General features: G+C 71.2%; 23 protein-coding genes. 4 read left to right on the top strand and 19 right to left on the bottom strand.

Annotation, left to right across the window (positions count from 1 at the left end):
• Positions 1-10 precede the first annotated feature (10 nt).
• The 9 genes from KLK06_RS31215 to KLK06_RS31175 are packed head-to-tail and all read right to left on the bottom strand — an operon-like array spanning position 11 to position 9,051.
• On the bottom strand, positions 11-1,174 hold the full coding sequence (locus tag KLK06_RS31215) for a phosphatidylserine/phosphatidylglycerophosphate/cardiolipin synthase family protein (protein WP_214639237.1): 1,164 nt from the start codon (positions 1,172-1,174) through the stop codon (positions 11-13).
• A gap of 52 nt (positions 1,175-1,226) precedes the next feature.
• Positions 1,227-2,255: an oligopeptide/dipeptide ABC transporter ATP-binding protein gene (locus KLK06_RS31210; protein ID WP_308168527.1), complete on the bottom strand. Its 1,029-nt coding sequence runs from the start codon at positions 2,253-2,255 to the stop codon at positions 1,227-1,229.
• The gene (locus KLK06_RS31205) at positions 2,233-3,240 is read right to left on the bottom strand and encodes an ABC transporter ATP-binding protein (RefSeq protein WP_214639236.1); all 1,008 of its coding nucleotides are present in this window, start codon (positions 3,238-3,240) and stop codon (positions 2,233-2,235) included. Before KLK06_RS31205 ends, KLK06_RS31210 begins: the two co-directional genes overlap by 23 nt.
• Positions 3,241-3,242: 2 nt before the next feature.
• Positions 3,243-4,133, bottom strand: coding sequence for an ABC transporter permease (locus tag KLK06_RS31200; protein WP_214639235.1), 891 nt, complete (start codon positions 4,131-4,133; stop codon positions 3,243-3,245).
• Positions 4,130-5,056, bottom strand: coding sequence for an ABC transporter permease (locus KLK06_RS31195; RefSeq protein ID WP_214639234.1), 927 nt, complete (start codon positions 5,054-5,056; stop codon positions 4,130-4,132). The genes KLK06_RS31200 and KLK06_RS31195 overlap by 4 nt, the downstream gene beginning before the upstream one ends.
• The gene (locus KLK06_RS31190) at positions 5,053-6,105 is read right to left on the bottom strand and encodes a LacI family DNA-binding transcriptional regulator (RefSeq protein WP_214639233.1); all 1,053 of its coding nucleotides are present in this window, start codon (positions 6,103-6,105) and stop codon (positions 5,053-5,055) included. The genes KLK06_RS31195 and KLK06_RS31190 overlap by 4 nt, the downstream gene beginning before the upstream one ends.
• 33 nt (positions 6,106-6,138) lie before the next feature.
• Positions 6,139-7,686, bottom strand: a complete 1,548-nt coding sequence (locus KLK06_RS31185) for an ABC transporter substrate-binding protein (RefSeq protein WP_214639232.1) — start codon at positions 7,684-7,686, stop codon at positions 6,139-6,141.
• Between the two features lie 14 nt (positions 7,687-7,700).
• A complete protein-coding gene (locus tag KLK06_RS31180; RefSeq protein WP_214639231.1) occupies positions 7,701-8,030 on the bottom strand; it encodes a hypothetical protein in 330 nt (109 codons plus the stop codon).
• Between the two features lie 7 nt (positions 8,031-8,037).
• The gene (locus KLK06_RS31175) at positions 8,038-9,051 is read right to left on the bottom strand and encodes a DUF6772 family protein (protein ID WP_214639230.1); all 1,014 of its coding nucleotides are present in this window, start codon (positions 9,049-9,051) and stop codon (positions 8,038-8,040) included.
• Positions 9,052-9,421: 370 nt separating this feature from the next.
• Between KLK06_RS31175 and KLK06_RS31170 the strand changes: the two genes are divergently transcribed.
• Genes KLK06_RS31170 through KLK06_RS31160 form a run of 3 tightly spaced genes read left to right on the top strand, consistent with a single transcriptional unit; the run spans position 9,422 to position 11,860 of the window.
• Positions 9,422-10,420: a helix-turn-helix transcriptional regulator gene (locus KLK06_RS31170; protein WP_214639229.1), complete on the top strand. Its 999-nt coding sequence runs from the start codon at positions 9,422-9,424 to the stop codon at positions 10,418-10,420.
• A gap of 18 nt (positions 10,421-10,438) precedes the next feature.
• Positions 10,439-10,723, top strand: a complete 285-nt coding sequence (locus KLK06_RS31165; RefSeq protein ID WP_214639228.1) for a hypothetical protein — start codon at positions 10,439-10,441, stop codon at positions 10,721-10,723.
• A 60-nt stretch (positions 10,724-10,783) separates the two neighbouring features.
• Positions 10,784-11,860, top strand: coding sequence for a transglycosylase SLT domain-containing protein (locus KLK06_RS31160; protein ID WP_214639227.1), 1,077 nt, complete (start codon positions 10,784-10,786; stop codon positions 11,858-11,860).
• On the opposite strand, the gene eccB is transcribed toward KLK06_RS31160, so the two are convergent.
• Together eccB and eccD are read right to left on the bottom strand one after the other, a co-directional pair.
• Positions 11,854-13,251 (bottom strand): type VII secretion protein EccB, encoded by a 1,398-nt coding sequence (gene eccB, locus KLK06_RS31155; protein WP_214639226.1) that lies wholly within the window; start codon positions 13,249-13,251, stop codon positions 11,854-11,856. The two genes, KLK06_RS31160 and eccB, sit on opposite strands and share 7 nt — an antisense overlap.
• A 189-nt stretch (positions 13,252-13,440) precedes the next feature.
• Entirely contained in the window at positions 13,441-14,832 is a 1,392-nt protein-coding gene (gene eccD, locus KLK06_RS31150) for a type VII secretion integral membrane protein EccD (protein WP_214639225.1), read from the bottom strand.
• 130 nt (positions 14,833-14,962) lie between these two features.
• Here eccD and eccCa point away from each other — a divergent pair, with 130 nt between their 5' ends.
• Positions 14,963-19,033: a type VII secretion protein EccCa gene (gene eccCa, locus KLK06_RS31145; protein WP_214639224.1), complete on the top strand. Its 4,071-nt coding sequence runs from the start codon at positions 14,963-14,965 to the stop codon at positions 19,031-19,033.
• On the opposite strand, the gene KLK06_RS31140 is transcribed toward eccCa, so the two are convergent.
• The 8 genes from KLK06_RS31140 to mycP form a co-directional block, all read right to left on the bottom strand.
• Positions 19,030-19,464 carry a hypothetical protein gene (locus tag KLK06_RS31140; protein WP_214639223.1) on the bottom strand — a complete coding sequence of 145 codons (435 nt, stop codon included), beginning with the start codon at positions 19,462-19,464 and terminating at the stop codon, positions 19,030-19,032. The two genes, eccCa and KLK06_RS31140, sit on opposite strands and share 4 nt — an antisense overlap.
• Entirely contained in the window at positions 19,461-20,165 is a 705-nt protein-coding gene (locus tag KLK06_RS31135) for a hypothetical protein (protein ID WP_214639222.1), read from the bottom strand. Before KLK06_RS31135 ends, KLK06_RS31140 begins: the two co-directional genes overlap by 4 nt.
• Before the next feature lie 12 nt (positions 20,166-20,177).
• Positions 20,178-20,504: a hypothetical protein gene (locus KLK06_RS31130; RefSeq protein ID WP_214639221.1), complete on the bottom strand. Its 327-nt coding sequence runs from the start codon at positions 20,502-20,504 to the stop codon at positions 20,178-20,180.
• 2 nt (positions 20,505-20,506) lie between these two features.
• A complete protein-coding gene (locus tag KLK06_RS31125) occupies positions 20,507-21,835 on the bottom strand; it encodes a WXG100 family type VII secretion target (RefSeq protein ID WP_214639220.1) in 1,329 nt (442 codons plus the stop codon).
• Between the two features lie 8 nt (positions 21,836-21,843).
• The gene (locus tag KLK06_RS31120; protein WP_214639219.1) at positions 21,844-22,215 is read right to left on the bottom strand and encodes a hypothetical protein; all 372 of its coding nucleotides are present in this window, start codon (positions 22,213-22,215) and stop codon (positions 21,844-21,846) included.
• Between the two features lie 8 nt (positions 22,216-22,223).
• Positions 22,224-22,523 carry a WXG100 family type VII secretion target gene (locus KLK06_RS31115; protein ID WP_214639218.1) on the bottom strand — a complete coding sequence of 100 codons (300 nt, stop codon included), beginning with the start codon at positions 22,521-22,523 and terminating at the stop codon, positions 22,224-22,226.
• Between the two features lie 16 nt (positions 22,524-22,539).
• Positions 22,540-22,863, bottom strand: coding sequence for a WXG100 family type VII secretion target (locus KLK06_RS31110; RefSeq protein WP_214639217.1), 324 nt, complete (start codon positions 22,861-22,863; stop codon positions 22,540-22,542).
• A 97-nt stretch (positions 22,864-22,960) separates the two neighbouring features.
• Positions 22,961-24,088, bottom strand: a complete 1,128-nt coding sequence (mycP, locus tag KLK06_RS31105) for a type VII secretion-associated serine protease mycosin (protein WP_214639216.1) — start codon at positions 24,086-24,088, stop codon at positions 22,961-22,963.
• Between the last annotated feature and the right edge of the window lie 33 nt (positions 24,089-24,121).

Below are 24,121 nucleotides of genomic sequence, written 5' to 3'. Positions count from 1 at the left end.
GGGGCGTGGGTCAGGGGGCGGAGGCCAGGGGCGCGACCGCGCGTAGCCGCTCGAAGTTGGCGACGTACTGGCGGTACAGGTCCGGGTCGGTGAGCCGCAGCAGGGTCTCGTCGTTGCGGCGGAGCGAGGTCTCGATGTAGTTGTGGCTGCCCGTCAGCACCACGTGCGTGTGGGCGTCCTCGACGAGCAGGTACTTGGAGTGGATCCGGCCGGGCAGCGCGTCACCGGTGCCCAGGGTGCGCAGCTCGATCCGGGGCTCGGCCAGCAGCACCTGCTTGACCTCGTCGTCCATGATGCCGTAGACGATCTTGACCGAGCAGCCCTGGGCGGCCAGCGCGCGCAGCTTCTGGGGGATGGCGATGCGGTAGGTGTCCCATTCCGACATGCCGACGCGGATCTTCGTACCGGGAGTGCAGCGGACCCTGGCGAGGTTCTCGGCGACGGTGTCGGTGGTGACGTCCGTGCCGGCGCGGGGGAAGAACCAGACCCGTCCGGAAGGGGTCGTGGTGATGCGGTAGTAGTCCGGGTTCTTCCGCTCCGCCGCCAGATCCTGGAAGTAGCTGTCATACGCCCGGTACAACTGCTTGTCGCCGGGGAGGACGACCGCGTTGTTCCAGTACGTCGAGGAGTTCAGGTCGGTGAGGTTGGCCGACGACTGCACCACCACATTGGAGGCTCCGCCGGTCCGCGAGAACAGGTAGAACTTGTTGTGCTGGCCCTTGCTGCCGATGCAGGCCGCCGTGCCGCCCGACGGCGGGCCGGTGCAGACGTGCAGCCAGGAGCCCGCGGAGAGGTCCGTGCCGAGCGCGGTCGCCAGTTGCGACGCCACGGTCGCGCCGCGCGAGTCGCCGTCCAGGATCACCCGCACCTCGACCCCGCGCTGGTGCGCCTTGATCAGCTCGCCGGCGAAGTCCGTGCCGGCCTGGCCGGACATGACGAAGTGGGCGACCTGGATCCGGGCGCCGGCCGGGGTCTGGTGGATCAGGCCGCAGAGGCGCCGGACGATGGCCGCCGCGTCGCCGCCCACGGGGTCGTTGAAGACCGCACCCTTGATGACCGGCGCGTCCGGCGCGTCCGCGCAGGTGGTGGCGCTGGCCGCGGCCGGGCCGCCCCCCGCCAGCGTGGCCGTCAGGACGGCGGCCCCCACCAGGGCGGACAGGAATCGGTTCGACATCGATCACTCCTTCACGAGGCGGACGGAGCCGAGCCGTCCGCCGGGGGGGTCGTCAGGACGGGTCGGTCTCGGGGAAATGGCAGGCCACGGGGTGGCCGGTGCCGCGGTCGAGCAGCGTCGGCTCCTCGTCCCGGCATCGATCCTGGGCCAGCCGGCAGCGGGTCCGGAAACGGCAGCCTGACGGCGGGTTCAACGGCGAGGGAACATCTCCGCTCAGGACGATCTCCCGCCGCCCACCGTCCCGCCAGTCGTCCAGGCTCGGCGCCGCCGACAGCAGAGCCTGCGTGTACGGGTGCGACGGCCGCAGGTAGACGCTCTCCTTCGACCCGATCTCGACGATCTTGCCCAGGTACATCACCGCGACCCGGTCGCAGATGTGGTGGACGACCCCCAGATCGTGGGAGATGAACAGATAGGCGACCCCCAGGTCACGCCGCAGCTCGTCGAGCAGGTTCAGGATCTGCGCCCGGACCGAGACGTCCAGAGCGGACACGGCCTCGTCGCAGATGATCAGCCGCGGGCGCACGGCTAGCGCGCGGGCGATGCTGATGCGCTGCCGCTGCCCTCCGGAGAACTGGTGCGGATACCTGTCGGCGTGCTCGGGACGCAGGCCGACGCGGTCCAGCAGGCTCCGTACCTCCTGGTCCCACCGGTCCCGCGGCACGATCCCCGGATGGATCCGCCATGCCTCCTTGATCAGGGCCGCGATGGTCATCCGCGGGTTGAGTGAGGCGTAGGGGTCCTGGAAGACGAGCTGGATGTCCTGGCGGAGCCCGCGCAGCTCCCTGGCCGGCAGGGCCGCCAGGTCGCGGCCCTCGAACAGGACCTGGCCACTGGACGGGCGTACCAGGCCGACGATGGTCCTGGCGATCGTGGACTTGCCGCAGCCGGACTCGCCGACCAGGCCCACGGTCTCCCCGGCCCGTACGTCGAGGCTCACCCCGGCCACGGCGCGCACCTCGGCGCCGGACCGGCCGAGCCCGCCGCGCAGGCGGTAGGCGGTGACCAGGTCGACCAGCTCCAGCAGGGGCGGGCCGTCGCCGTCCCGGGTGCGGGACTCAGCGAGCGCCGGTGTGGACACCCGCGATCACCTCCTCGGCGAAGTGGCAGGCGCTGGATCGGCCCGGGGCGACCTCTCGCGGTTCGGGCTCGACCTCCCGGCACTTGTCGCGGGCGAACGGACAGCGGGGGTGGAAGGAGCAGCCGGCGGGCGGCGCGGTCGGATCGGGCGGCTGGCCGTCGATCGCCACCAGCGGGCCGCCGCCGTCGCGCAACGCGGGCACCGCGCGCATCAGGCCCAGCGTGTACGGGTGCGCGGGATGTTCGTACACCTGCGCCACGGTGCCCACCTCGGCGATCCGGCCCGCGTACATCACCGCCACCCGGTCGGCCGCCCGCGCGACCACCCCGAGATCGTGGCTGATGAGGATCATGCCCAGCCGGTCGGCCCGCTGGCGCTGCCGCAGCAGCCGCAGGATCTGCGCCTGCACGGTGACGTCGAGGGCGGTGGTGGGTTCGTCCGCGATGAGCAGGCGGGGGTCGAGGGCGAGCGCGATCGCGATCATGACCCGCTGGCGCATGCCGCCGGAGAAGCGGTGCGGATGGTCGTCCAGGCGCCGCGCGGCGTCCGGGATGCCCACCTGGACCATGAGCTCCGTGGCCCGGCGCCGGGACTCCGCCCGGCCGAGGCCCCGGTGCCTGCGGAACATCTCGGCGATCTGGTAGCCCACCGTCAGCGACGGGTTCAGCGCGCTCAGCGGATCCTGGAAGATCATCGCGATGCGCTCGCCGCGCAGCTTCTGCCACTCCCGGTCCGAGAGCCCGGTGACGTCGCGGCCCTCGATCGCGACGCGGCCCCCGGTGACGCGGGCCCGCGGCGGCACCAGCCCCAGCAGCGCCTGCGCCGTCACGCTCTTGCCGCTGCCGGACTCGCCGACGATCGCCAGCGTCTCGCCCTCGTCGACCTGGAAGGACACTCCCCGGACCGCCCGGAGCGGCCCCTTCGGCGTGTCGAACTCCACGGCCAGGTCGTCGACCTCCAGCAGCGGGGTCACGTCTCGCGTCATCTTCACAGCTCCGTCATCGGGTCGGAGGCGTCGCGGAGCAGGTCACCGAGGATGCCGATGCTGACCACCACCAGTGCCAGCGCGGCGCCGGGCGCCGCCGCGATCCACCACGCCGACGCCAGGTAGTCGCGGCCCTGGGCGATCGTCGATCCCCAGGAGGCCTGGGAGGGCGGAACGCCGAGGCCGAGGAAGCTCAGCGAGGCCTCGGCGACCATGGTCAGGCCGATCTGCACGGTCGCCGCCACCAGCAGCGGCGGCAGGCACGACGGCAGGATGTAGTGGATCAGGATGCGCCCGTGCGAGGCGCCCATCACCCGGGCCGAGTCCACGAACTCCCGGTCGCGGACCGCGAGCGCCGAGCCCCGCACCACCCTGGCGAAGATCACCCAGCGGGTCACCGCGAGCGCGATGATCACGTTCAACATGCTCGGGCCCAGCACGCCGGCCAGCAAGATGGCCAGCAGCAGGCTGGGGAAGGCGAGCTGGATGTCGCCGAGCCGGGAGATGATCCCGTCGGCCCAGCCGCCGAAGTAGCCCGCCAGCAGCCCCATCAGCAGGCCGACCGACCCGGCGACGACCACGGTGACCAGGGCCACGGTCAGCGAGGTACGCATCCCCGCCAGCACCGCGGCCAGGATGTCCTGGCCGACCTGGTTGGTGCCGAGCCAGGCGACGGCGCCGTCGGACAGCCGGGTCCCGGGCGGCAGCAGCCGGTCGGGCGGGCTGGTGGCGGCGGCGTCGAAAGGCACCAGCAGCGGCCCGAGCACGCCCGCCACCACGAACAGCAGCACCATCCCGAGGGCGAAGTGAGCGCGCGGCGGCAGTCCGGCCAGCCGCCGGACAATCGCTCCGGTCCTGCCTGGAAGTGGGTCGTCGAGCTTCGGCGGCATCATGCGTTCTCCAACTGGATCCTGGGGTCGAGGTAGCCGTAGAGCACGTCGACCAGCAGGTTGAGCGTGATGTAGCAGACCGTGATCACGGTCAGGACGGCCTCGACCACGGCGTAGTCGCGGAAGGTGATGGAGTCCACGAGCAGCCGGCCGATCCCGGGCCAGGCGAAGACCACCTCGACGATGACGCCGTTGGCGATGAAGTTGCCCATGAGCAGGCCCAGCATGGTCACTATCGGGACCAGGGTGTTGCGCAGGACGTGGACGTAGAACACGACCTGGTCGCTCAGCCCCTTGGCGCGGGCCGTACGGACGTAGTCCTGGTTCATCTCCTCCAGCACCCCCGTCCGCACGAGGCGGCCGAGCCAGCCGACGAACGGGAGCGCGAGCGTGAAGGCGGGCAGCAGGAGGCTCGCCATCGTGCCGTCGGCCGTGCTGGGCAGGATCTGCAGCCCCCGAGCGAAGATCAGCGAGAGCATGATGCCGATCCAGAAGGGCGGCAGCGCCTGGCCGACCAGCGACGACACCGAGATCAGGCGGTCGGCCACAGAGTTCGCGTGCCGGGCCGCGTAGGAGCCCGTGAGGAACCCCAGCACCACGGTGAACACCATGGCCCAGGCGGACAGGACCAGGGTCGGTCCCAGCCGCTCCAGGCAGGCGTCGAGAGCGCTCACGCCCTGCCGCCACGATTGGCCGAAGTCGAGGCGCAGCAGACCCTGGAGGTGGTGCAGATACTGGACCGGCAGCGGGTCGTCGAGCCCAAGCTGGGCACGGAGCCCGGCGAGCTGCTCCGGCGTCGCCTGGCTGCCCAGGATCAGTTCGGCGGGGTCGCCGGGCAGCACCCGGAGGGCGACGAAGACGATGGTGATGGCGCCCCAGATCTGCAGCAGCGCCTGGGCCAGCCGGCGCCCGACGAAGGCGGTCATCTGCCGCCCCCGCTCGACGCCCGCTCCACCAGCCGGGGCGGGAAGAGGATCTTCTCCGGGGGCCCCTCCGCCGGCGGCCGCTTCAGCCGCCGGAGCATGTGGTCCACGGCGGACACGGCGACCTCCGCCGCGGGCAGCTCCACCGTGGTGAGGGAGGGGATGACGTACGGCGCGAACGGATGGCCGCCGTAACCGACCACCAGCACGTCCTCCGGGATCCGGAGACCGGCCTCGTCGGCCACCCGGTAGACGCCGAGCGCGAAATAGTCATTGCCCGCCACGAAGGCCATCGGTCGGTGCGCCGTGCGGAGCACGTCCTTGGCCAGCCGGTACGCCTCGCCCGGATCCCACGGCATGGCGCTCTGCTCCAGCCGTCTGGTCGGCACCTTGATCACGGTGTCCGGCTCCACCGGCAGCCCACTCTCGGCCATGGCCCGCCGGTAGCCCGCCACCCGGTCGGTCACCGAGGAGACGCCCAGATCCTCCTCCAGGAAGCAGATCTTCCTGACGCCCCGCGCGATCACGTGCTTGGCGGCCTGGTAACCGCCCAGGACGTGGTCGACGCCCACCAGATCGGTGTTCAGCTCGGGAACGTCACGGCTGATCAGTATGAGCGGGACCCCGGCCGACCGGAACCGGCGCCAGTGCTCGGCGCCTTCCTGCACCGTCACGACGAGCACCCCGTCGACGCCGCGGCGCAGCAGCTCCTCGGCCGCGCGCCGCTCGTTGTCCAGGCTCTCCTCCGTCGCCATGAGCAGCAGCGAGTAGCCGTGCTTGCGGCAGTGCTGCTCCATGCCGCTGATGAGCTGCGCGTAGAACGGGTTGGACGGATTGGTGATCACCATGCCCAAGGTGCTCGCGGAGCCCAGCACCAGCGAGCGGGCCGTGACGTTGGGCACGTAGCCGAGCCGCTCCGCCTCGGCCTTGACGCGGGCCCTGGTCTCCACGCCGATGCTGTCCTTGTCAGCGAGTGCGCGCGAAACGGTGTTGACCGACACGCCGAGGCTCTCGGCGATGTCCTTCAGGGTCGTCCGGTGTCCCTCAGGCATGGTGTCCCCAGACTCGATGGCGGCGCATGGACATCACTGCGCGGTCGACACCGTGCGGAACTCGGGCTGGCTGTTGGCCGCCGGGCTGAAGCCCTTGACCGCTCCGCGCAGTCCGTACGTGCTGGACAGTGCCGCCGGGAAGACGCCGACCGCGTCCCGCCAGATGATCTCGCACGCCTGGGCGTAGAGCGACTTGCGCTTCTCCTGGTCGGCGGTCGAGCGGGCCTGGGCGAGGATGCCGTCGAGCTCCTTGTTCGCGTAACCCATGCGGTTGGCCGTGCTGGTGTAGAGCCGGCCCAGGGTGTAGTCGGCGTCGCCGGTGGTCACCGTGTTCACCTGGAGCTCGATGTCCCAGTCGAGGGCGGTCAGCCGCTTGATCCAGGCCGCCTTCTCGATCTGCTGCTGCTCCACGACGACGCCCACCTTGGCCCAGGCCGAGATGAGCGACTGCGCCAGCTCGGTGGCCAGCGGGCCGGTGTCCTTGAACCACATCATCGAGGTGCGGATGCCCGAGGAGTAGCCGGCCTCCGCCAGCTCCCGCTTGGCGAGCTCCGGGTCGTACGCGTACGGCTGCTGGCTCGCGTGGCCGAAGACCGCGGCCGGGATCGGGGCGTCCATGACCGTCGCGGCGTCCCCGTACAGGCTCGCCACGATGCCCTTGATGTCGAGCGCGTGGTAGAGCGCGCGGCGGACCCGCGCGTCCGAGAACGGCTTGCGGCCGCAGTTGAACCAGGCGAGGAAGTAGTTCACGCCCGGCTTGCTCTCGATGCGCACGCCGTCCACGCCGGCCAGCCGCTTCAGCTCGTCCGGCGGGATGATCCAGGTGACGTCCACCTCGCCGTTCTGCAGCGACGTCATCCGGGTCGAGGTCTCCGGGATGTACGGCAGCCGCAGGCCGGGCAGTGTGGGGGCGCCGCCCCAGTAGTTCTTGACCGGCTTGAGCAGCAACTGGGACGACGGGGTGAACGACTCGACGGCGAAGGGGCCGCTGCCGATCGGCTTGCGGAAGAAGTCGGCCCGGCCCAGTTGGGCGGCGGGCAGGATGAAGGCGAGCGTCAGGTTCGTCGGCAGGGTGCCGAGCGGATCGGTGGTGGTGATCCTGATGGTGTGCGGGTCGGGCGCTTCCACGGTGCCGATCGCGGTCCACAGCGGCTTCTGCGGACCGTCGGACTTGGCCAGCCGCTCCAGCGACGCCTTCACGTCGGCCGAGGTCAGCTTGCTGCCGTCGTGGAAGGTGACGTCGTCGCGGAGGGTGAACTCCCAGGTCTTGTCGTCGGGCTGCGTCCACGACTTGGCCAGCTTCGGGGCCAGCTCATCCCCGGTACGGGTGACGAGAGTGTCGTAGATCTGCCGGTTGGCCAGCAGCGACGCCTCGTCCACCGCGCTCGCGCCGTGCGGGTCCAGGTCGTTGATCGGCTGGTTGAACGCGGCGCTGAGCGGGCGGTCCTTGCCGGACCCCGATCCGGCTCCGGAGCCGCCGGGAGCGCACCCCGCGACCAGCCCGGGAAGGGAGACGCCGGCGACCCCGGCTCCGAGGAGGGACAGGAACCGGCGCCTGTCCACCTCGTCCATTGCTGCCATGTCGGTTGCTCCCGTCAGCTCTTCAGTGCCAGGTAGATCAGGATCTTCGCTTGGGGATCGCCCCCGTCGAGCTGGGCCCGCAGCCGCAGCCAGTGGCCGAACTCCCGCACCCGCCAGCTCACCAGGCCGGCCTCGGTGACCACCTGCTCGGGGGTCTCGTCGTCGTCGCACCAGTGCAGCCCGTCGGGGGAGACCTGGGTCACCAGGTGCAGCTCGCCCTCCAGCGCCAGGATCCGCACGAACCAGCGCGCCTCCGTCGCCCAGCCGGCCTCGTACGGTTCGGTGGCGAAGTCGGCGGTGAAAGTGGTGTTCCGCTCCAGGACCGCGGTAAGAGCATGCTTCATGCCGATGTCACCAATCCACGGAAATCAGTGCGGAATCAAGGAAGAGAAAGTTGCGGACCGGAGAATGGGTGCGCACGCTGACATAGAAGTTCAGCAGGTTCTCCAGTCCCTCGTATTTGTCCGGATACTGCGGGACGGGTATCTGTCGCATGTCCATGACCCGGTCATTGACCTGGAGCTCGATATTCGTCCGGGTGCGCGTGTCGAACTGCCAGCGCAGGTAATGCCAATTCACCTTGGTCGGGACCTCGTTGTAGCAGAGGTGTTGCGGCTCCTCGTCGAAGGCGTGCCAGTCGGCGGGGTCCGGCGCGGTGAAGTCCTCGGTGGGGGACAGGTTCTCCTGGTTGTGCAGGTTGTCCCTGGGCGTCGGCTCGGGCACCACCGGGTAGACCCAGCGCCGGGTGAGCTTGTTGTCCAGGTCGGTGTTCTGGTAGCGCGCGACGCAGTGGTAGCGGATGCCGTCGCCGTCACAGAGGTCCGTGGCCACCGTGAACGCGCCGAACTGAGCCTCCGACGGGTGCAGGTTGCCGTCCCAGACCACGTCGCCGAAGGTGTCGCCGAGCGACGACTCCGCGGTCGCCGCCTCCGTCTTGTAGGTGAAGTACGTCTCGAACTGAATGACTCCGCGCTGGGCCATGGTCAGCCGGCGGATCGCGACGGCGGTGTGACCGGCCACCGGCCTGGTCGCCACCTTCAGCGCGTAGTTGCCGCTCATCGCGCCGTGGGTGCCGATGTCGAAGAAATCGCACGAGCTGAGCTGCGGCGGCCGGAAGTCGCGCATATGGACGTCGACCTTGTCGAGGTTTCCGTAGCCGTCGTGATTGCCGATGAGTTCGCACCAGCCGTGCGTCCCGGTGGTGAACTCGTCGAAGGCGAGTATGCGGGGGAGGGGGTTGAACTTCGAAAGTTTCGGGTCCGCCGCGATCAATGCGCGACGCAGGTCCCCGGCCGGATCATGAATCGTCTCCACGTCCAGGACGTCCTTCCATAGACGATCTTCGCCGCCAGGATGAACGTTCACGTGAACGTTAATCCTAGGTTTCGAGGAAACTAACTTGTCGCATCAGCGGATGTCAAGGGATGTACGCGACAGAACAGGACATCTGGCGCGCGCCGTCTGTGCTGTAAGTGACTTGTAAGTCAGATGTGAGTCTTGGGGCATACGTTCGATTCGCAGCACACAGGCGGAACATCTGAACGGAGCGCATCATGCGGCTGAGGACCAAGAGCGTCCGCATCACCTGAGCATGAGGTGACCACATAGCCGGTGGAGGCCGGAGGGCGCAGATCCGGTCTCCACCTCATGCGCCCGTACGACCTGCGTAGACGGATCTTTCCAGCTTATTTGAAGCATCCATCCAGATATGTCACGTCTGCATACAGTACGACCCGTGGGGGCTCCGGTAACCAGAACGAACGTGTGGAGCGAGCTACGAGTGACCTCCGCTCCTCAACTGTCCGTGTCGATCTCTCCGAACCTGACCGCTCTCGCCATGATCGCCGACGCGCTGGCCGGCCGCCGGCGCGGCCTGCCCGAGCTGTGGCGGCGCGCGGTCCAGGCGAGGGTGAGCCCGCTGGGACGCGAGGCGGTACTCCCGCTCGCCGCTCCCGGCTATTCCGTCGTGCCCGACAGCGTCGCGCCGATCACCCCCATGGACGACATGTCCGTGTCGGCCCAGGTGAGCGCGCTGAGCGACATTCCGCCCGAGTCATTGATCAAGGACCTGGAGCAGGCGTTCGGCGACGGCGTGCTGCCGACGCACTGGAGGGCCGCCGCCGAGCGGCCCGGCCGCTGGCTGCGCGGGTACGCCACCGCGCTCAACGACGTCTGGCACACCACCGAGCCGCTCTGGCAGCGGGCGCGGCCATTGCTGGACCGGGAGATCGAGCGCGTCGGCATCGCCTCCGTCCGCGGCGGCCCCGAACTGCTGCTGGGCTCACTGAACGACCGCATCCAGTACGGCGAGCGCGGCCTGCTGATCGCCGACATCGAAGCCAGCACGTACGAGCTGGGCAACCGGCGGATCATCCTGGTGCCGATGCTGGCGGGCAAGGACGCCGTGATCGTCAGCCTGGACCACCCCGACGCGGTGTGGATCGCCTACCCCGTGCCCGGCGCCGAGTCGTTGTGGCGCCGCCCGGTCGCGCCCGACGTGGACGAGCTGTCCGCCCTGGTCGGCCCGGTGCGCGCCGAGTTGCTCTGCCAGTTGGACCAGCCCATGACGATGAGCATGCTGTCCTCCAACGTCAAGATCGCGCCCAGCGGGATCACCTATCACTGCGACCGGCTGCACGCCGCCCGGCTGATCAGCAGGGAGCGCCGCGGCCGCGAGGTCTGGATCGCCCGCACCGACCGGGCCGAGGAACTGCTGTCGCTGTTCCGGCGCTGAGAGAAGGGGGCCTTGGTCATGAAATATCACCGTGAAGCGCTCGACGGGTGCGGGACGGCGGCGAAGGACGCGTCCGGTGCCTTCGCCGAGGTCGCCGGGTCCGTGTCCGGCGCGGCGATCGACCAGTCCGCCTTCGGCGCGCTCGCGAACTCCGGGGCACTGGCCGCGGCGGTGAGCGCGCTGAACGGTGCCGCCGGCACGACCTCGCGAACACTCGGCGACCACCTCCTGGCCGTGGAACGGGCGTTGGACGCCGTGGAACGGACGTTCACCGGCGCCGACGGGGCCGCGGTGCAGCGGTGAGTGGCATCGAGGGGGCCGTGGTGCGGCGGTGAGCGGCATCGGCGGGGCCGTGGTGCGGCGGTGAGCGGCATCGAGGACGCGCGGGGTGTCCCCGGCGGGGCCGAGCTGGCCACGCTGGCCGCGACGCTGGTGGGCGACCCGGGCGCGGCCGGTCGCGTCGCCGAGGTGTGGCGGACGGCGGCCGACACCAGCCGCGGGCAGACCGCCGCGGTCAGGGCGGCCGTCGGCGACCTGGACGCCGCCTGGCAGGGGGCGAGCGCCGACGCGTTCATCACGTACATGGACCGGGCCGGCCGGATCGGCGACACCCTGCAGGGCGTGCTGTCGCAGTGCGCCACGCACCTCGCCACCGCCGCCGAGGCCCTGCGGACGGCCGAGTCCCAGGCGAACGGGATCTGCCAGAACTACGCCGCCGCCGTACGCGACTTCCAGGCCGGGAACCCGCAGGCCACGCGGGACCAGATCCTGCGGGGCGTGCAGTCGCTGGCCGGCGACGCCCGCAAGCAGTTGGAGGAGCAGCGGACGAACGCGAACAACGCCCTGGGCACGGCCGCCGCCGGCATCCAGGGCCTGCTGGGCGGCCTGGGCAGATCCATCGAGAACTGGCCGGAGCCGGACGCGGAGCCCTTCGCCCCCGGCTCCGGGAAGTCCCTGGACTGGACCCCGTCGCGGCAACAAGCCGGGACCGGCACCTCCCTCGCCCAGGGAGAGAGCCCGCCCGGCTTCGGAGGCTACGGGCCGAGCGGCCCGCCCCCGGCAGGCGGCGGCCCGGCCCCGCAGGGGCAGGTGGCCGACTGGATCTCGCAGGCCGTCAACGTCCTCAAGGCCCAGGGCTACCCGGTCGAGAAGATGAACGCCAACGACATCTGGACCATCATCCGGCACGAGTCGGGCGGCAACCCGAACGCGATCAACAACTGGGACTCCAACGCCGCCAGGGGCACGCCGTCCAAGGGGCTCATGCAGACGATCGACCCGACGTTCAACCGGTGGAAGCTGCCGGGCCACGAGAACATCTACGACCCCGTCGACAACATCATCGCCGGGGTCCGCTACGCCATCGAACGCTACGGCTCGGTCTCCAACGTGCCCGGCGTCGTCGGCACGAAGACCGGCGGAGCCTACCGGGGCTACTGAGCCGGTGCGTCGGTGGTCACCGGCTTGGCGGCGCGCGCCGGGTCCAGCACCGGCCCCTCGGGGATGAGCTGCAGCACGTTGGCGGGCACCGGGGTGGCGCGCTTGGCGTCGTAACCCAGCTTGCCCAGCACGTCCGCGTTCGGCACGGCGTAGCGGCGTCCCTCGTCCGTCACCAGGTAGTACGACTGCACCGCGTCGAGCTGGCCGTCGCCGGGCAGGACACCGGCCACGATCGCCCGCCCCGGCGGCAGTCGTACGAGATCCGTGGCGTCGCCGTGTGGCGTGGGCAGCGTGCCGCCGGACATCAGCCGGGCGCGGACCGAGCCCTTGTCCGCGTCGGCGTACACCGCGCAGAGCGGGCTCGCCGGGTCATAGGTGGTCATCTTCGGCATGGACGCGGGCAGGCCGTCGGCCGGGATCTTGGTGCGGGAGCGCGGGGCGGCGTTGGCCGTCGCCGCGTCGATCTTGATCTCGGCGGTCGTGCCGCTGTCGTACGCCGCCGGGTCGCTCAGCAGCAGCGTCGCCTGCGTACGGGTGATGGGGGCCAGGCCGTCGGCGGCCTGCACGTACCAGCGCGGTTCGCCGCCGGCGACGGCCGTGGCCCGGAAGACCTGGCCCACGGCGGCCTTCTCGCCGCCGGGCCCGGTGACCGGCCGGCCCCGCCCCTCGATCGCGGGCGCGGCCAGGTCCGGCCCTTCCGGCAGCGCGTTGAGCCAGGCCACGGGGACGGCCGCCGGGTCGGTGCCGCTCAGGCCGCGCGCGATCCCGGCGGGCACGCGCATCCGCGCGCCGCGCCAGATCGCCCAGGTCTGCCCGCCGACGTCCACGAACATCGCGCTGTCCTCGGCGAGCGGCCGGTCGCCTGCCTGCCGCCCGGCGATCAGCGTCACGTACGGCTCGCGCCCCGTGTCGCTCTCGCGCTCCTGGACGCAGACCGACCAGGGGCCGCCCGCGAGCCGCTGGGCGGACGGCAGCGAGTCGGGCGCCCCAGGGATGCCGACCGGCGTGCCGCGCTCGTACGAGCTCAACGCGTCCCTGGCGACCACCCGCTCGGTGATCTGCGGCGAGTCGAGGACGAGCCGGGCCGAGGCGTAGTTGGCGACCGGGATCAGCCGGCGCTGCGGCTGGCTGTAGACGTAGCGGGCGCCGGTCTCGCGTTCGATGATCAGCGTCCCCGGGTCCTGCAGTGCTTTCGTGCCGCTGGGACGGAGCAGGCCCAGGACCGCGAAGCCGACGCCCAGCAGCACGGCGACCATCGCGCCGGCCAGGAAGCCGATGTTCTGCCGTCGTAGCGGCCACTCGGGCTGGTTCGGCTGGGCGCGCATCAGGGCCAGGCCGATGCGCTGGACCGTGAGCCGGTACGCCTGGTAGAGGTCGCGCTGGCTGTGCACGCCTCACCTCCCCGGAATTCGCCCGGCCCAATTTATCCAGATAAAAATGACCAGAGCGCGATACTTCAACAGTTCTGTAATGGTGACCCTGGCCGCCAACCCACGGTTACCGGCGGATGGCGTGATCGTTAAATGCGTGCCCGGTTTCGCCGGGACCCTGGACGAGGTGTCCAAGGACCGGCTCGCGCCCTAACCGACCAGCCCGCGGATCGTCTCGTACACATCCAGTACGGCCAGCGCCAGCGGCAGCAGGGCGATCATCAGCATGATGTCGAGGATGTCCGCCAGCCGCCCCCAGAACGGGGTGGGCCGCGCCGACGCGAGCCACAGCGACACCCCGGCCACCAGCAGCGCGAGCACCACCAGCGCGGGCACCAGGCCGAACAGCACCACCTCGCGAGCGGCCCCCACCCCCACGGCCAGAGCCAGGAGGCTGGCGCCGAGCAGGGCCGAGGTCAGCAGCCACATCCGCTGGCCGCGGCCCTCGAAGACGCGGGCGCGCAGCAGCAGCGCGGCCGAGAGCGACAGGCTCATCGCGATCGCCGTCCAGGTGCCCTCCGACGCCAGCAGTACCTGGGCGCCGAGCGCGACGAGCGACACCCCGCCGAGCAGGCCCGTGCAGAAGCCGTCCGCGACGACCGTCCGGTCGATCACCATCTGGCCGTCCAGGTCGCCGCCCTCGCGGCGCAGCTCGTCGGCGGTCGTCGGCAGGGCGGGCAGCGGCATCCCGGCCAGCCTGAACGAGACCGACGGCACCACCGTCGTCATGCCCACGGCCAGCGTGGCCAGCAGCGCGGCCAGACCGGCCGCCGGCACGGCGAAGACCATGACCGCCACCGCGCCGATCAGGCCGCAGAACGCGGCGAAGGCCACCCCGAGGAACGTCGGCAGCCCCTGGGCGACCGCGAACCCGGTGGCCGTAGCCAGCATCAGCGTGACCCCGAACGCCGCCAGCAGATGCGGGGCGCCCAGCCCGGCCAGCCCGGTCGGCGAATCGGGTCCGAGCAGCCCCGCGACGAACCCGTACGGCAGCGCCGCGTACCCGATCGCCGCCCCCGCGCCCGCGTCGCCCAGGGCCCGCGACAACGCCACCGCCGCCAGCAGCAGCACCAGCGCGATGCCCGCCGCGACGATGGCGGCGGGCGTCCACGGCGGCCCGGTCAGCAGCAGGGCGGCGGCGCCCGCGCCCAGTGCCACCGAGGCGGTCCGCAGGCCGTAGGACCTGGTGACGGCGGGCTGCCAGCGGCTGGTGCGTTCGAGCACGCCGGTCGCGACGGCGTCGGCCACGTCGTCGAAGACGGTCTCGGGCAGCTCGTGCCCCCGGGGCCGCAGGTGCAGCAGCTCCCCGTCGTGCACGGCCAGGTCCGACAGCGTCACGTTCAGGTCGAACGGCTGCCCGCCCACGCGCTGGAGCACCCAGCCGCCGTGGGCCAGGCCGGCCTCCGCGAGCCCTTCGCCCGCGATGCGCAGCAGCGTCGGCAGCATGCTCGCCAGCGGCATGTCCGAGGGCAGGCCGAGATCGAGGGATCCCCGAGGGGTGACGATCGTGACCCGGCACAGGTCGGTTCCGGTGGCGCTCACTTGGAGGAGTTTATGGACTCGGCTCCCGACGCGCCGCCGTAAATATGTCGAGAAAACTTGAAATGTCGCTGATTGCGGGGTCTGACGGGCTTTTATGAGGGTTGTTTGGTGGCTTGTTCGGTGAGGTGCGGTGAGCGGCAACACATGGGTGGTGCGTCGGCCCGAGCGGCGCAGGCCGCCGGAGCAGCCGAGCGGCGAGGTCCTGCTGGAACCGCCACCCGAGATTCCCGAGACGGTCACGGGCGGCGGCCTGACCCAGGTGCTGACCTACCTGCCGATGATCGCCGGGGCGGGCGCCATGGCGCTCATGTTCACCGGCGGCGGCACGGGCAACCCGATCATGATGGTGTCCAGCGGCCTGTTCGCCGTCTCGATGGTGGGCATGACGATGGGCCAGCTGCTCAGGACCACCGGCGAGCGCAAGAGCCGCGTCAACGGCCAGCGCCGCGACTACTACCGCTACCTGGAGCAGGTGCGCCGTCGTGTCCGCCGGGCCGCCGAACAGCAGCGCAAGGCGATGACCTGGAACCATCCCGACCCCGTCACGCTGTGGTCGCTGGTCATGACCTCGCGGCTGTGGGAGCGGCGGCCCCGCGACGACGACTTCGGCCAGGTGCGGATCGCCACCTCCGCGCAGCGCCTCGCGCTACCGCTGATCCCGCCGGAGAGCAGGCCGATCGAGGATCTCGACCCGATGTCCGCCGGCGCGCTGCGCCGTTTCGTGCGTACCCACGCCACGGTCCCCGGCCTGCCGGTCGCGCTGGCGCTGCACTCCTTCGCCCGGATCACGCTCGCGGGCGACCCGGAGGCCGCCCGCGGCCTGGTCCGCGCCGCGCTGGCCCAGGCGGTGGCCCTGCACTCGCCCGAGGACCTGCGGGTCTCCGTGTGCACCGGGGCCGAGCGGGCGGCCGAGTGGGAGTGGGTCAAGTGGCTGCCGCACGCCTTCCACCCCCAGGAGGAGGACGGGGCGGGCCCGGTCCGGCTGGTCACCAGGGATCTTGCGGAGCTCGACGACCTGCTCGGGTTCGAGCTGAAGGACCGGCCCCGGTTCAGCCGGGGGCTCTCGCAGGACGCGCTGCCGTACCACGTGGTGATCCTGGACGGCGGCCGGGTTCCCCCGGGCAGTCAGCTCGGGACCGACGCCATCGAGGGCGTGACCGTGATCGACCTCAGCGGGTCGGCGGGACAGGCGCCCGCGCAGCTCTCGCTGTACCTCGACGTGACGGCCGACGAGGTGGTCCGGGTCGCCGAGGACGACATGGGCAAGCAGGTCAGGACCGCGCTGGGCCGGCCCGACGTACTCGGGCTGCCCGCGTTCGCCTCGCTGGCCAGGCAGCTCGCGCCGCTGCGGGCCGGCGCGGCGGGCGGGGCCGAGGAGGAGCGCGACGCGCTCTCCACCAACACCACGCTCACCGACCTGCTCCGCATCGGTGACGCCCGCCGGATCCTGCCCGCCGTGACCTGGCAGCCGCGGCCGGTCAGGAACCGGCTGCGGGTGCCGCTCGGCCTGGGCGCCGACGGCCGTCCGGTGGAGCTCGACATCAAGGAGGCGGCGCAGGGCGGCATGGGCCCGCACGGGCTCGTGGTCGGCGCCACCGGCTCCGGCAAGAGCGAGCTGCTGCGCACGCTCGTGCTCGCGCTGGCGATCACCCACTCCTCCGAGGTGCTGAACTTCGTCCTGGTCGACTTCAAGGGCGGCGCGACGTTCCTGGGCCTCGACACGCTCCCGCACGTGTCGGCGGTCATCACCAACCTGGCGGACGAGCTGCCGCTGGTCGACCGCATGCACGACGCCCTGCACGGCGAGATGGTCCGCCGCCAGGAGCTGCTGCGCTCGGCCGGCAACTACGGCTCGCTGCGCGACTACGAGCAGGCCCGGGAGCAGGGCGCCGCGCTGGCGCCGATGCCGACGCTGTTCATCGTGCTGGACGAGTTCAGCGAGCTGCTGTCGGCCAAGCCGGAGTTCATCGAGCTGTTCGTGATGATCGGGCGGCTCGGGCGGTCGCTCGGCGTGCACCTGCTGCTCGCGTCCCAGCGGCTGGAGTCGGGACGGCTGCGCGGGCTGGACACGCACCTGTCGTACCGGATCGGGCTGCGGACCTTCTCGGCGGCCGAGAGCCGGGCGGTCCTGGGCGTCGCGGACGCCTACTCGCTGCCGCCCGAACCCGGAAACGCCTACCTGATGTTCGAGACGACAGGAATGACCAGGTTCAAGGCCGCCTACGTGTCCGGCCCCTACCAGGCGGCGCAGCGGGAGAACCGGGCGGTCGCCGCCCGCCCCGGCCACCAGGGCAAGATCGTCTGGTACGGCACCGAACGGGTGCCGCTGCCGCCGCCGCCCGAGGTCGAGCCCGAGCCCGTCGCCGAGGATCGGGAGCAGCAGGACAGCCTGCTCAACATCGTGGTGGACCGCCTGAACGGGCAGGGACCCGCCGCCCACCGGATCTGGCTGCCCCCGCTCAAGGAGCCGGCCTCGCTCGACCGGCTGCTGCCGCCCGTCCTGGCGACCTCGTCGCACGGGCTCACCGCCGCCGGCACCGACCAGGATCGCCCCGGCCGGCTGCACGCCGTGGTGGGCATCGTGGACAGCCCCTTCGACCAGCGGCGCGACCCGTACTGGCTGGATCTGTCGGGCGCGGCGGGCAACGCCGCGATCATCGGGTCGCCGCAGACGGGCAAGAGCACGCTGCTGCGCACGCTGATCGCCTCGCTCGCGGTCACCCACACGCCCAAGGAGGTGCAGTTCTACTGCCTGGACTTCGGTGGCGGCACGCTGTCGGCGCTGGCCGGGCTGCCGCACGTCGGCGGCGTGGCGACCAGGCTGGACACCAACCGGGTGCGGCGGACGGTTGCCGAGGTGACGGCGCTGCTGGCGCGCCGGGAGCGGCTGTTCGTGGAGCGAGGCATCGACTCGGTCGCCACCTACCGCCGGCTCGTGGCCTCCGGCGAGTACGAGGGCGACGGCTGGGGTGACGTCTTCGTCGTCGTGGATGGCTGGGCCACGATGCGCCAGGAGTTCGAGTCGCTGGAGGCGCCGCTGAGCGAGCTGGTCTCCCGGGGGCTCGGCTTCGGCATCCACGTCGTCGGCACGGCCAACAAGTGGTCGGAGTTCCGGTCCAACGTGCGTGACATGTTCTCCACCAGGCTGGAGCTCAGGCTGGGCGACTCCTTCGAGTCGGAGATCGACAGGAAGGCCGCCGCCAACGTGCCCGAGGGCGCGCCCGGCCGCGGCCTCACCCGCGAGGCGCTGCACTTCCTCGCCGCGCTGCCCCGCGTGGACGGCAAGGCCACGGTGGACGACCTGGCCGAAGGGGTCGCCGCGCTGGTGGCGGACGCCGCGAGCGCCTGGCGGCAGCCTCCGGCGCCGCCCGTGCGGCTGCTGCCGGACCTGTTCCCCGTGCACACGCTGCCCGGACCGGACCAGAGCGGGCCGCGCATCCCGATCGGCATCGACGAGGCCGCGCTGGCGCCCGTGTCGCTCGACTTCGACGCCGACGCGCACTTCGTCGTCTTCGGCGACACCGAGAGCGGCAAGACGAACCTGCTGCGCGTCGTCGCCGAGGGCATCGTCGACAGGTTCACGCCGCTGGAGGCGCGGATCGTCATCATCGACTACCGGCGCTCGCTGCTCGACACGGCCGACAACGAGCACCGCATCGGTTACGCCGCCTCCAGCACCGCCGCGGCCACCGTGCTCAAGGGCATCCACGAGGTCATGCAGACCCGGCTGCCGCCGCCCGACCTCACCTCCGAGCAGCTCCGCACCAGGAGCTGGTGGACCGGCCAGGACCTGTACGTGATCGTGGACGACTACGACCTGGTGGCCACGTCCGCCAATCCGCTGGCCGTGCTCGGGGATCTGCTGCCGCAGGCCCGCGACATCGGGCTGCACCTGATCCTGGGGCGGGCGATGGGCGGCGCGGGGCGCAGCCTGCTCGACCCGGTCGTACGGCGGCTGAAGGAGATGAACACCCCGGCCGTGCTGCTGTCGGGGCCGCGGGACGAGGGGACGCTGTTCGGGAACGTGCGTCCGCAGCAGTTGCCGCCCGGGCGGGGGGTCTATGTGGACCGGCGCTCGGGCGCGCGGCTCATCCAGACGGCCTATCTGGCCCCGCCGGAAGCTCCGACTCCGTCGGACGCTCCAACTCCGTCAGATGCTCCGACCCTGTCAGACGCTTCGACCCCGCCGGACACGGGCTAGGAGCCGTCGACGCGGCGCTGGATGCGGGCGAGTTCGGCCATCGAGTTCTCCATGGCCCTGTCGTACGTGTCCTGCGCGTTCCGCAGGCGCAGCTCGGCCGGGTTGCCCTCCTTGGTGAGGTCCAGCGGAGCCTCGCCCCACTTCTCGGCCATGATCGCGTTCGACTTCTCCTGCAGGTCGGCCAGCGACGTGGCGATCAGCTCCAGGATCGTGGCGGCGAGCTTGTCCGAGCCCCAGCGGAGCGCGCGCGGATTGATGTCCAGCCCGGTGACACCCTGCGCGGAGCACTCCACCGTCACCAGCTTCTCCGCGTCCTGGGCGAACCCCTGCACGGCCAGGACCTGCTGGTAGAGCTCCTCGAACCCGTCCAAGGGGCGCTGGGTGCCGACGATCATGCGGTCGATGGCCGCTTCGTCGAAGGCCTGCATCATGCTCCCTTGATCTGCTGGTTGCCCTGCGGGAGAGCCGATCCGCTGATGTCGCCGGCCACGGCCGAGCTGGCGACCATCCCGCCACCGACGGCGGTCGCACCGCCGAAGATCAACTTCTTGGCGGGCGACACCTTGGCGAACCGGCCGGCGATCTTGCCGACCACGCCCTCCGTGCCCCTGAGGAACGTCTGCAGCTTGATGGCGCCCTGCCCGGCCTGCTGGTCGGCCCGGCGCCCGAACATCGTCGCCGCCACCTCCGCCGCCGGCCGGAAGTAGGGATTGACCCGCCCGAGCTGGTAGATCGTCCCCGCCAGGAGAATGGCGGCGCCCACGTCGAACATCAGGTCGCCGGCGAAGTCGAGAACATCGGCGGACGTCCGCATGGAGTCCGCCGTGGACTGCGGCAGACCGGCCTTGTCGGCCACCTCGTTGGCATGCGTGTCGACCGTCTGATGGAACAGCTCGGCGCTCGTCTCCGTCCAGCGCACGTCCTTGACGGACTCCTGAACCTGCTGGGGATGCTCACGTAGTCCCGCCGACAGTTCCTCCCACTGCTGCGCGGCCCGCCGCAGCTCCGGGGTGTCGGCGACGGTGAGCGCGATGATCATTCCGGCGTACTTCGCGCGGCCGCCGCCCAGGAGCGCCGCACCAAGCTGGGCCATGCCCGCGCCCGCGATCACGGATTCCGGTTGTGTCGGCATGTGTCCTCGCTCTCAGCCGGCCATGACGCCGGAGGCCGCGCCGTCGCCCTGAACGGCGGTGTTGGCCGTGTCGAACGCCTTCGACCCCATCTCGGCCAGCTCGTGCCTGGTCGCCGACACGTACTGGTGGGCGGCCAGCTTGACCTGATCGAGCGCGTCCTCCAGCGACGAGCCGAAGAAGCCGAACAGGCCGTAATGGCGGGAGTGCACGTTGAGTCCGGCGACCACGCGGGTCATGTCGTTGAGGTGCTCCATGGGCTTCTTGCCGAGGTTCCGGCCCACCTCGCGGACGGAGTCGGCGTCGAGCCGCATGCGCTTGAGGTCGTTCTCGGAGACCATGGTCAGTCCACCACCGGCTGGCCGGGGTCGTACGCGGGACGGAACAGGCCCGAGTCGTCAGGGGGCGGCGCGACCGTCCGGTGCGCGGCCGGCGCACCCTCGTATCCGGTCGGGCCGCCGCCCATCGGCATGAACGGCATGCCACCGGTGCCGGCGACCGCCCCTGTGGGGCCGCCGGACGATGCCGTCCTGGTGACAGGCCAGGTCCCGTCGACGACCGGCACGACACCGGGCCGTACGGACGGGCCCGTCTCGTGGGGCACACTGCCGAGCGGGGTACGGGCCTGGTCGGAGGTGGGCCTGGTGCCCGGTGGACCCTCGTCCAGGACGGAGCGCGTGGGGTCGGACGATGTGCGATCGGACAGCGTGCGGTCGGGCCGCGTGCGATCGGACAGTGGCTGGTCGGACGGCGTGCCGTCGGACCGGCGGGTGCCGGTCGGGGATCGTCTCGGCTCGGCCGTGACCGGCGGGAGTCCGGTCGGCGTGAGGCCGGTCGTCGGCGGGTAGCCGGTGGGCTGGGCCATGAGCGGCGTCCCGCTGGTGGACGTGATCAGCCCGGGGACCTGGCCCGGCGTCGTCCCCAGGGTCGGGGGAGCAGCGGTGCCGGGGACCGACGCGGCCAGCGGTGCCGCCGGGGTGGACGCGATAGCGGGCGGCGTCACCGAGGTCGGTGACGCCGCCCGGTCCACACTGGCCAGCCGGGCGACCGGGCGCGTGGACTCCTGATCGGGGAACTCGATCCCGCCACCCACCGGCGTGCTGTCACGCACGACCGGCGCCGGCAGATACGGCGCGCTGGAGGCCAGATCGGCGTCCCACGGCAGCCGCGCGGGAAGCGTCCCGTGCGCGTCCGCCAAGCGGCCGTTCAGTTCCGCGAGAAAGCGCTGGGCGTCGGCGTCTGGATCGTTCCCCAGCTCCCTGGAGATGTACGACCCGGTGTCCACCGTGTAGTACTGCTCCTGGGTGGCCTGCTCGAACGTCTCCTTCGCCGTGGCCAGCTCGCGAGCGGCCTGCTGAACGGATGGCGGGATGTCGCCGATCTGGCTCCGCAGCGTGCCGAGATACGACTGCACCCGCGCCATCCGTCCGAGCATGGCCCGCGCCGACTCGCCGCCCCAGTTTCCATCGGCGACGAGACGTGAGGCATAGGTGGTCAATTCCTTGATCGTCTGGTCCAGCAGCGTGCCTGCGGACTGGTAGGCGTCGGCGACGCCGCCGAACTCCTCCGGCCTGGTGCTCATGACCAACCGCCGGATCGAGTCGCGCCCGCCGTAGCTCTCGGGCGCGCTCGCCGGCAGCGCGCCCTCCTTGATCGGCTTCGGTTCTCCCACGCGCCCCTCTATCCGGAAGATCTCGTACGGCGAGCAGCCTCGCTCGCCCGCTGGTCGCCGTCCCTGGCGGTGTTGGCGGTGGCGACCAGATCGTCGACGACCCTTCTGACCAGTTCGGTCACGAACTCCATCGTGTCCACCGTGGCCATGCGCGCCCGTTGCATGGTCTCGGCGTACCCCCGTGCCACATCCCAGTCGCCCACGGCCGTGAACGACAGGTCGGGCACCGTGTGCCCGGCCGACTCAAGCCGGGGCAGCAGGTCCCTCGACATGGCCCCCGCGATGTCGAGCAGCGCGTCCGGCCGGCACATCGCCTGGTCACCGGCCGCCGCCGGGTCGATGACCAGCTCGGGGGGTATCCCGTTCTCGGCTTCAGCCATCGTTTCGCTCAGGTGCCCCAGCGCCGGACGTTGGCCTGCTCGGCGTCGCGCATGATCTCGGTCGCGTCGTGCAGAGCGGGCCCGAAGCGCTGCATGGTGTCACCCATGGACACGACGGCGTCGTTCCAGTTGCGCTTGGCCTCCAGGTAGACGCCCTTCGCGGAGCCGTCCCAGGTCTCCAGGATCTTCAGGTCGTTCTCCAGGTCGGTCAGCTCGCCGACGAGGTTGGCGTACGCGCGGCCGAGCTCGGCCGCGATCTCCTCCATCTCGTCGAAATTGGCGAGGATGATGTCGCCGCCACCTGTCATGGAGACCCTCCTAAGGTCAGAGCTTGCCGCCGTTGAGCGCGGCCATGAGGTTCTGGGTGACGGCCTGCGTGGAGGTGCCGGCCTCGTCGTACTCGATCCCCGAGCCCTTGAGGTTCTCGGCGATCAGGTGGAGGGCGTCGATGACCTTCTTGAACTGCGGGTTCCACTCGTTGAGAACCTGCGCGTAGACGGACGCCGACTCGCCCTTCCACGCGCCCCCGAGCTGGTCGGGGATCTGGAGCAGCCTGTTGTGGATCTGCGTGATGTGCTCGTGCGCGATCAGCGCGCGCGCGGCCGCGTCGTGCTGACTGCCCTGCTGATAAGTGGTCGGCTGCGCCACGGTTCACCTCCCGGAATCGAACATGGGACAACGCGAGCACCATAAGCGGTCACACCAGATGAACGGCCGTGACTTCAACATTCCTCGAAATGTTGGATCACCCGGCACGCCAGCCCCGGCGCCTCGCCCGGGGCAGCATGATCGCCGCGAAGACCACCAGCCCGGTCACCGCCACCGTGCCTCCCGCGATGCCGACGGCCAGCCCGCGGGTGCGCGGGTCGGGGACGGCGGCCTTGGCCACGACGACCGGCGCGCCGCCGCCCGCCTTCTCCTCGGTGCCGGGCAGTACGGCGGTCACCGCGAGCAGCGGGTTGACCATGCCCGCGCCGGTCCCGGTGGCGCCGCCGCCCTCGGCCGTCACCTCCACGCGCCGCTTGACCTGCCAGAGATCGAGCTCCGGGTGCCTGGCTCTGACCAGGGCCACCACTCCCGAGACGTACGGGGCGGCGAAGCTGGTGCCGTCGAGATCGGTCCGGTAGCCGCCGCCCGTCCACGTACTGGTGATCGCCGAGCCGGGTGCGGTGACGGAGACCCTGGTGGTGCCGTTGGAAAACGCCGATTTCGTGCCGTCGGGGGAGGCGGCGCCGACCGCGATCACGCCGGGGTAGTTCGCCGGGTAGGAGGGCGTCACCTCGCCGTCCTCCCGCTTCACGTTGCCCGCCGCCGCGACGATCACCGCGTCCCTGCTCTGCGCGTAGCCGACGGCCGACTTGAGCTCCGGCTGGTCGTGCGCCTCCACGGATACGTTGATGACCTTCGCGCCCAGCTCGGCGGCCCGTCTGATGCCCCGGGCCAGCAGTGACACCGCGCCGTCGTTCGTCGCGGTCTGCTTGATCGACAGGATCCGCGCACCCGGTGCGACGCCGAGGAACGGCACGCCACGCGAGGTGAGGTCACGGCCGGCGATGATGCCCGCCACGGCCGTACCGTGGCCCACGCAGTCTCGCTGGTCCGTGCCGGTCAGGTCCTCGGAGACGGTGACCACCCCGGCGAGCTGCGGGTGCCGCGTGTCCACGCCGCTGTCGACGACCGCGACGGTGACGCCCTCGCCCCGCGTCAGCCGCCACACCCGCTGGAAGCGCAGCCGATCCTGTGGCCAGGGCCTGCCGCTGACGTCCTGGACACCGGCCTCGGGATTGCACGGCGGGGCGGCCGTCGCGGCGTTGACGGGCGTGACGGCGAGCACCAGGGCGAGGGCGGTGGTACTGGCCCAGGAAATGGCCATGTAATGGGATTTTGCCGGTCTTGGACGGCAAGC

This window comes from Nonomuraea sp. NEAU-A123 (assembly GCF_018603905.1).
In the GTDB taxonomy this organism is placed as follows: Bacteria; Actinomycetota; Actinomycetes; order Streptosporangiales; family Streptosporangiaceae; genus Nonomuraea.
The sequence above is the reverse complement of the archived record's forward strand: the minus strand, read 5'-3'. Positions and strand labels throughout refer to the sequence as shown.

Excerpts from the sequence above, each read along its gene's own strand:
- KLK06_RS31215 (WP_214639237.1), bottom strand. The coding sequence starts at position 1,174 with ATGTCGAACCGATTCCTGTCCGCCCTGGTGGGGGCCGCCGTCCTGACG.
- KLK06_RS31205 (WP_214639236.1), bottom strand. The coding sequence starts at position 3,240 with ATGACGCGAGACGTGACCCCGCTGCTGGAGGTCGACGACCTGGCCGTG.
- KLK06_RS31200 (WP_214639235.1), bottom strand. The coding sequence starts at position 4,133 with ATGATGCCGCCGAAGCTCGACGACCCACTTCCAGGCAGGACCGGAGCG.
- KLK06_RS31195 (WP_214639234.1), bottom strand. The coding sequence starts at position 5,056 with ATGACCGCCTTCGTCGGGCGCCGGCTGGCCCAGGCGCTGCTGCAGATC.
- KLK06_RS31190 (WP_214639233.1), bottom strand. The coding sequence starts at position 6,105 with ATGCCTGAGGGACACCGGACGACCCTGAAGGACATCGCCGAGAGCCTC.
- KLK06_RS31185 (WP_214639232.1), bottom strand. The coding sequence starts at position 7,686 with ATGGCAGCAATGGACGAGGTGGACAGGCGCCGGTTCCTGTCCCTCCTC.
- KLK06_RS31180 (WP_214639231.1), bottom strand. The coding sequence starts at position 8,030 with ATGAAGCATGCTCTTACCGCGGTCCTGGAGCGGAACACCACTTTCACC.
- KLK06_RS31165 (WP_214639228.1), top strand. The coding sequence starts at position 10,439 with ATGAAATATCACCGTGAAGCGCTCGACGGGTGCGGGACGGCGGCGAAG.
- KLK06_RS31140 (WP_214639223.1), bottom strand. The coding sequence starts at position 19,464 with ATGATGCAGGCCTTCGACGAAGCGGCCATCGACCGCATGATCGTCGGC.
- KLK06_RS31135 (WP_214639222.1), bottom strand. The coding sequence starts at position 20,165 with ATGCCGACACAACCGGAATCCGTGATCGCGGGCGCGGGCATGGCCCAG.
- KLK06_RS31130 (WP_214639221.1), bottom strand. The coding sequence starts at position 20,504 with ATGGTCTCCGAGAACGACCTCAAGCGCATGCGGCTCGACGCCGACTCC.
- KLK06_RS31120 (WP_214639219.1), bottom strand. The coding sequence starts at position 22,215 with ATGGCTGAAGCCGAGAACGGGATACCCCCCGAGCTGGTCATCGACCCG.
- KLK06_RS31115 (WP_214639218.1), bottom strand. The coding sequence starts at position 22,523 with ATGACAGGTGGCGGCGACATCATCCTCGCCAATTTCGACGAGATGGAG.
- mycP (WP_214639216.1), bottom strand. The coding sequence starts at position 24,088 with ATGGCCATTTCCTGGGCCAGTACCACCGCCCTCGCCCTGGTGCTCGCC.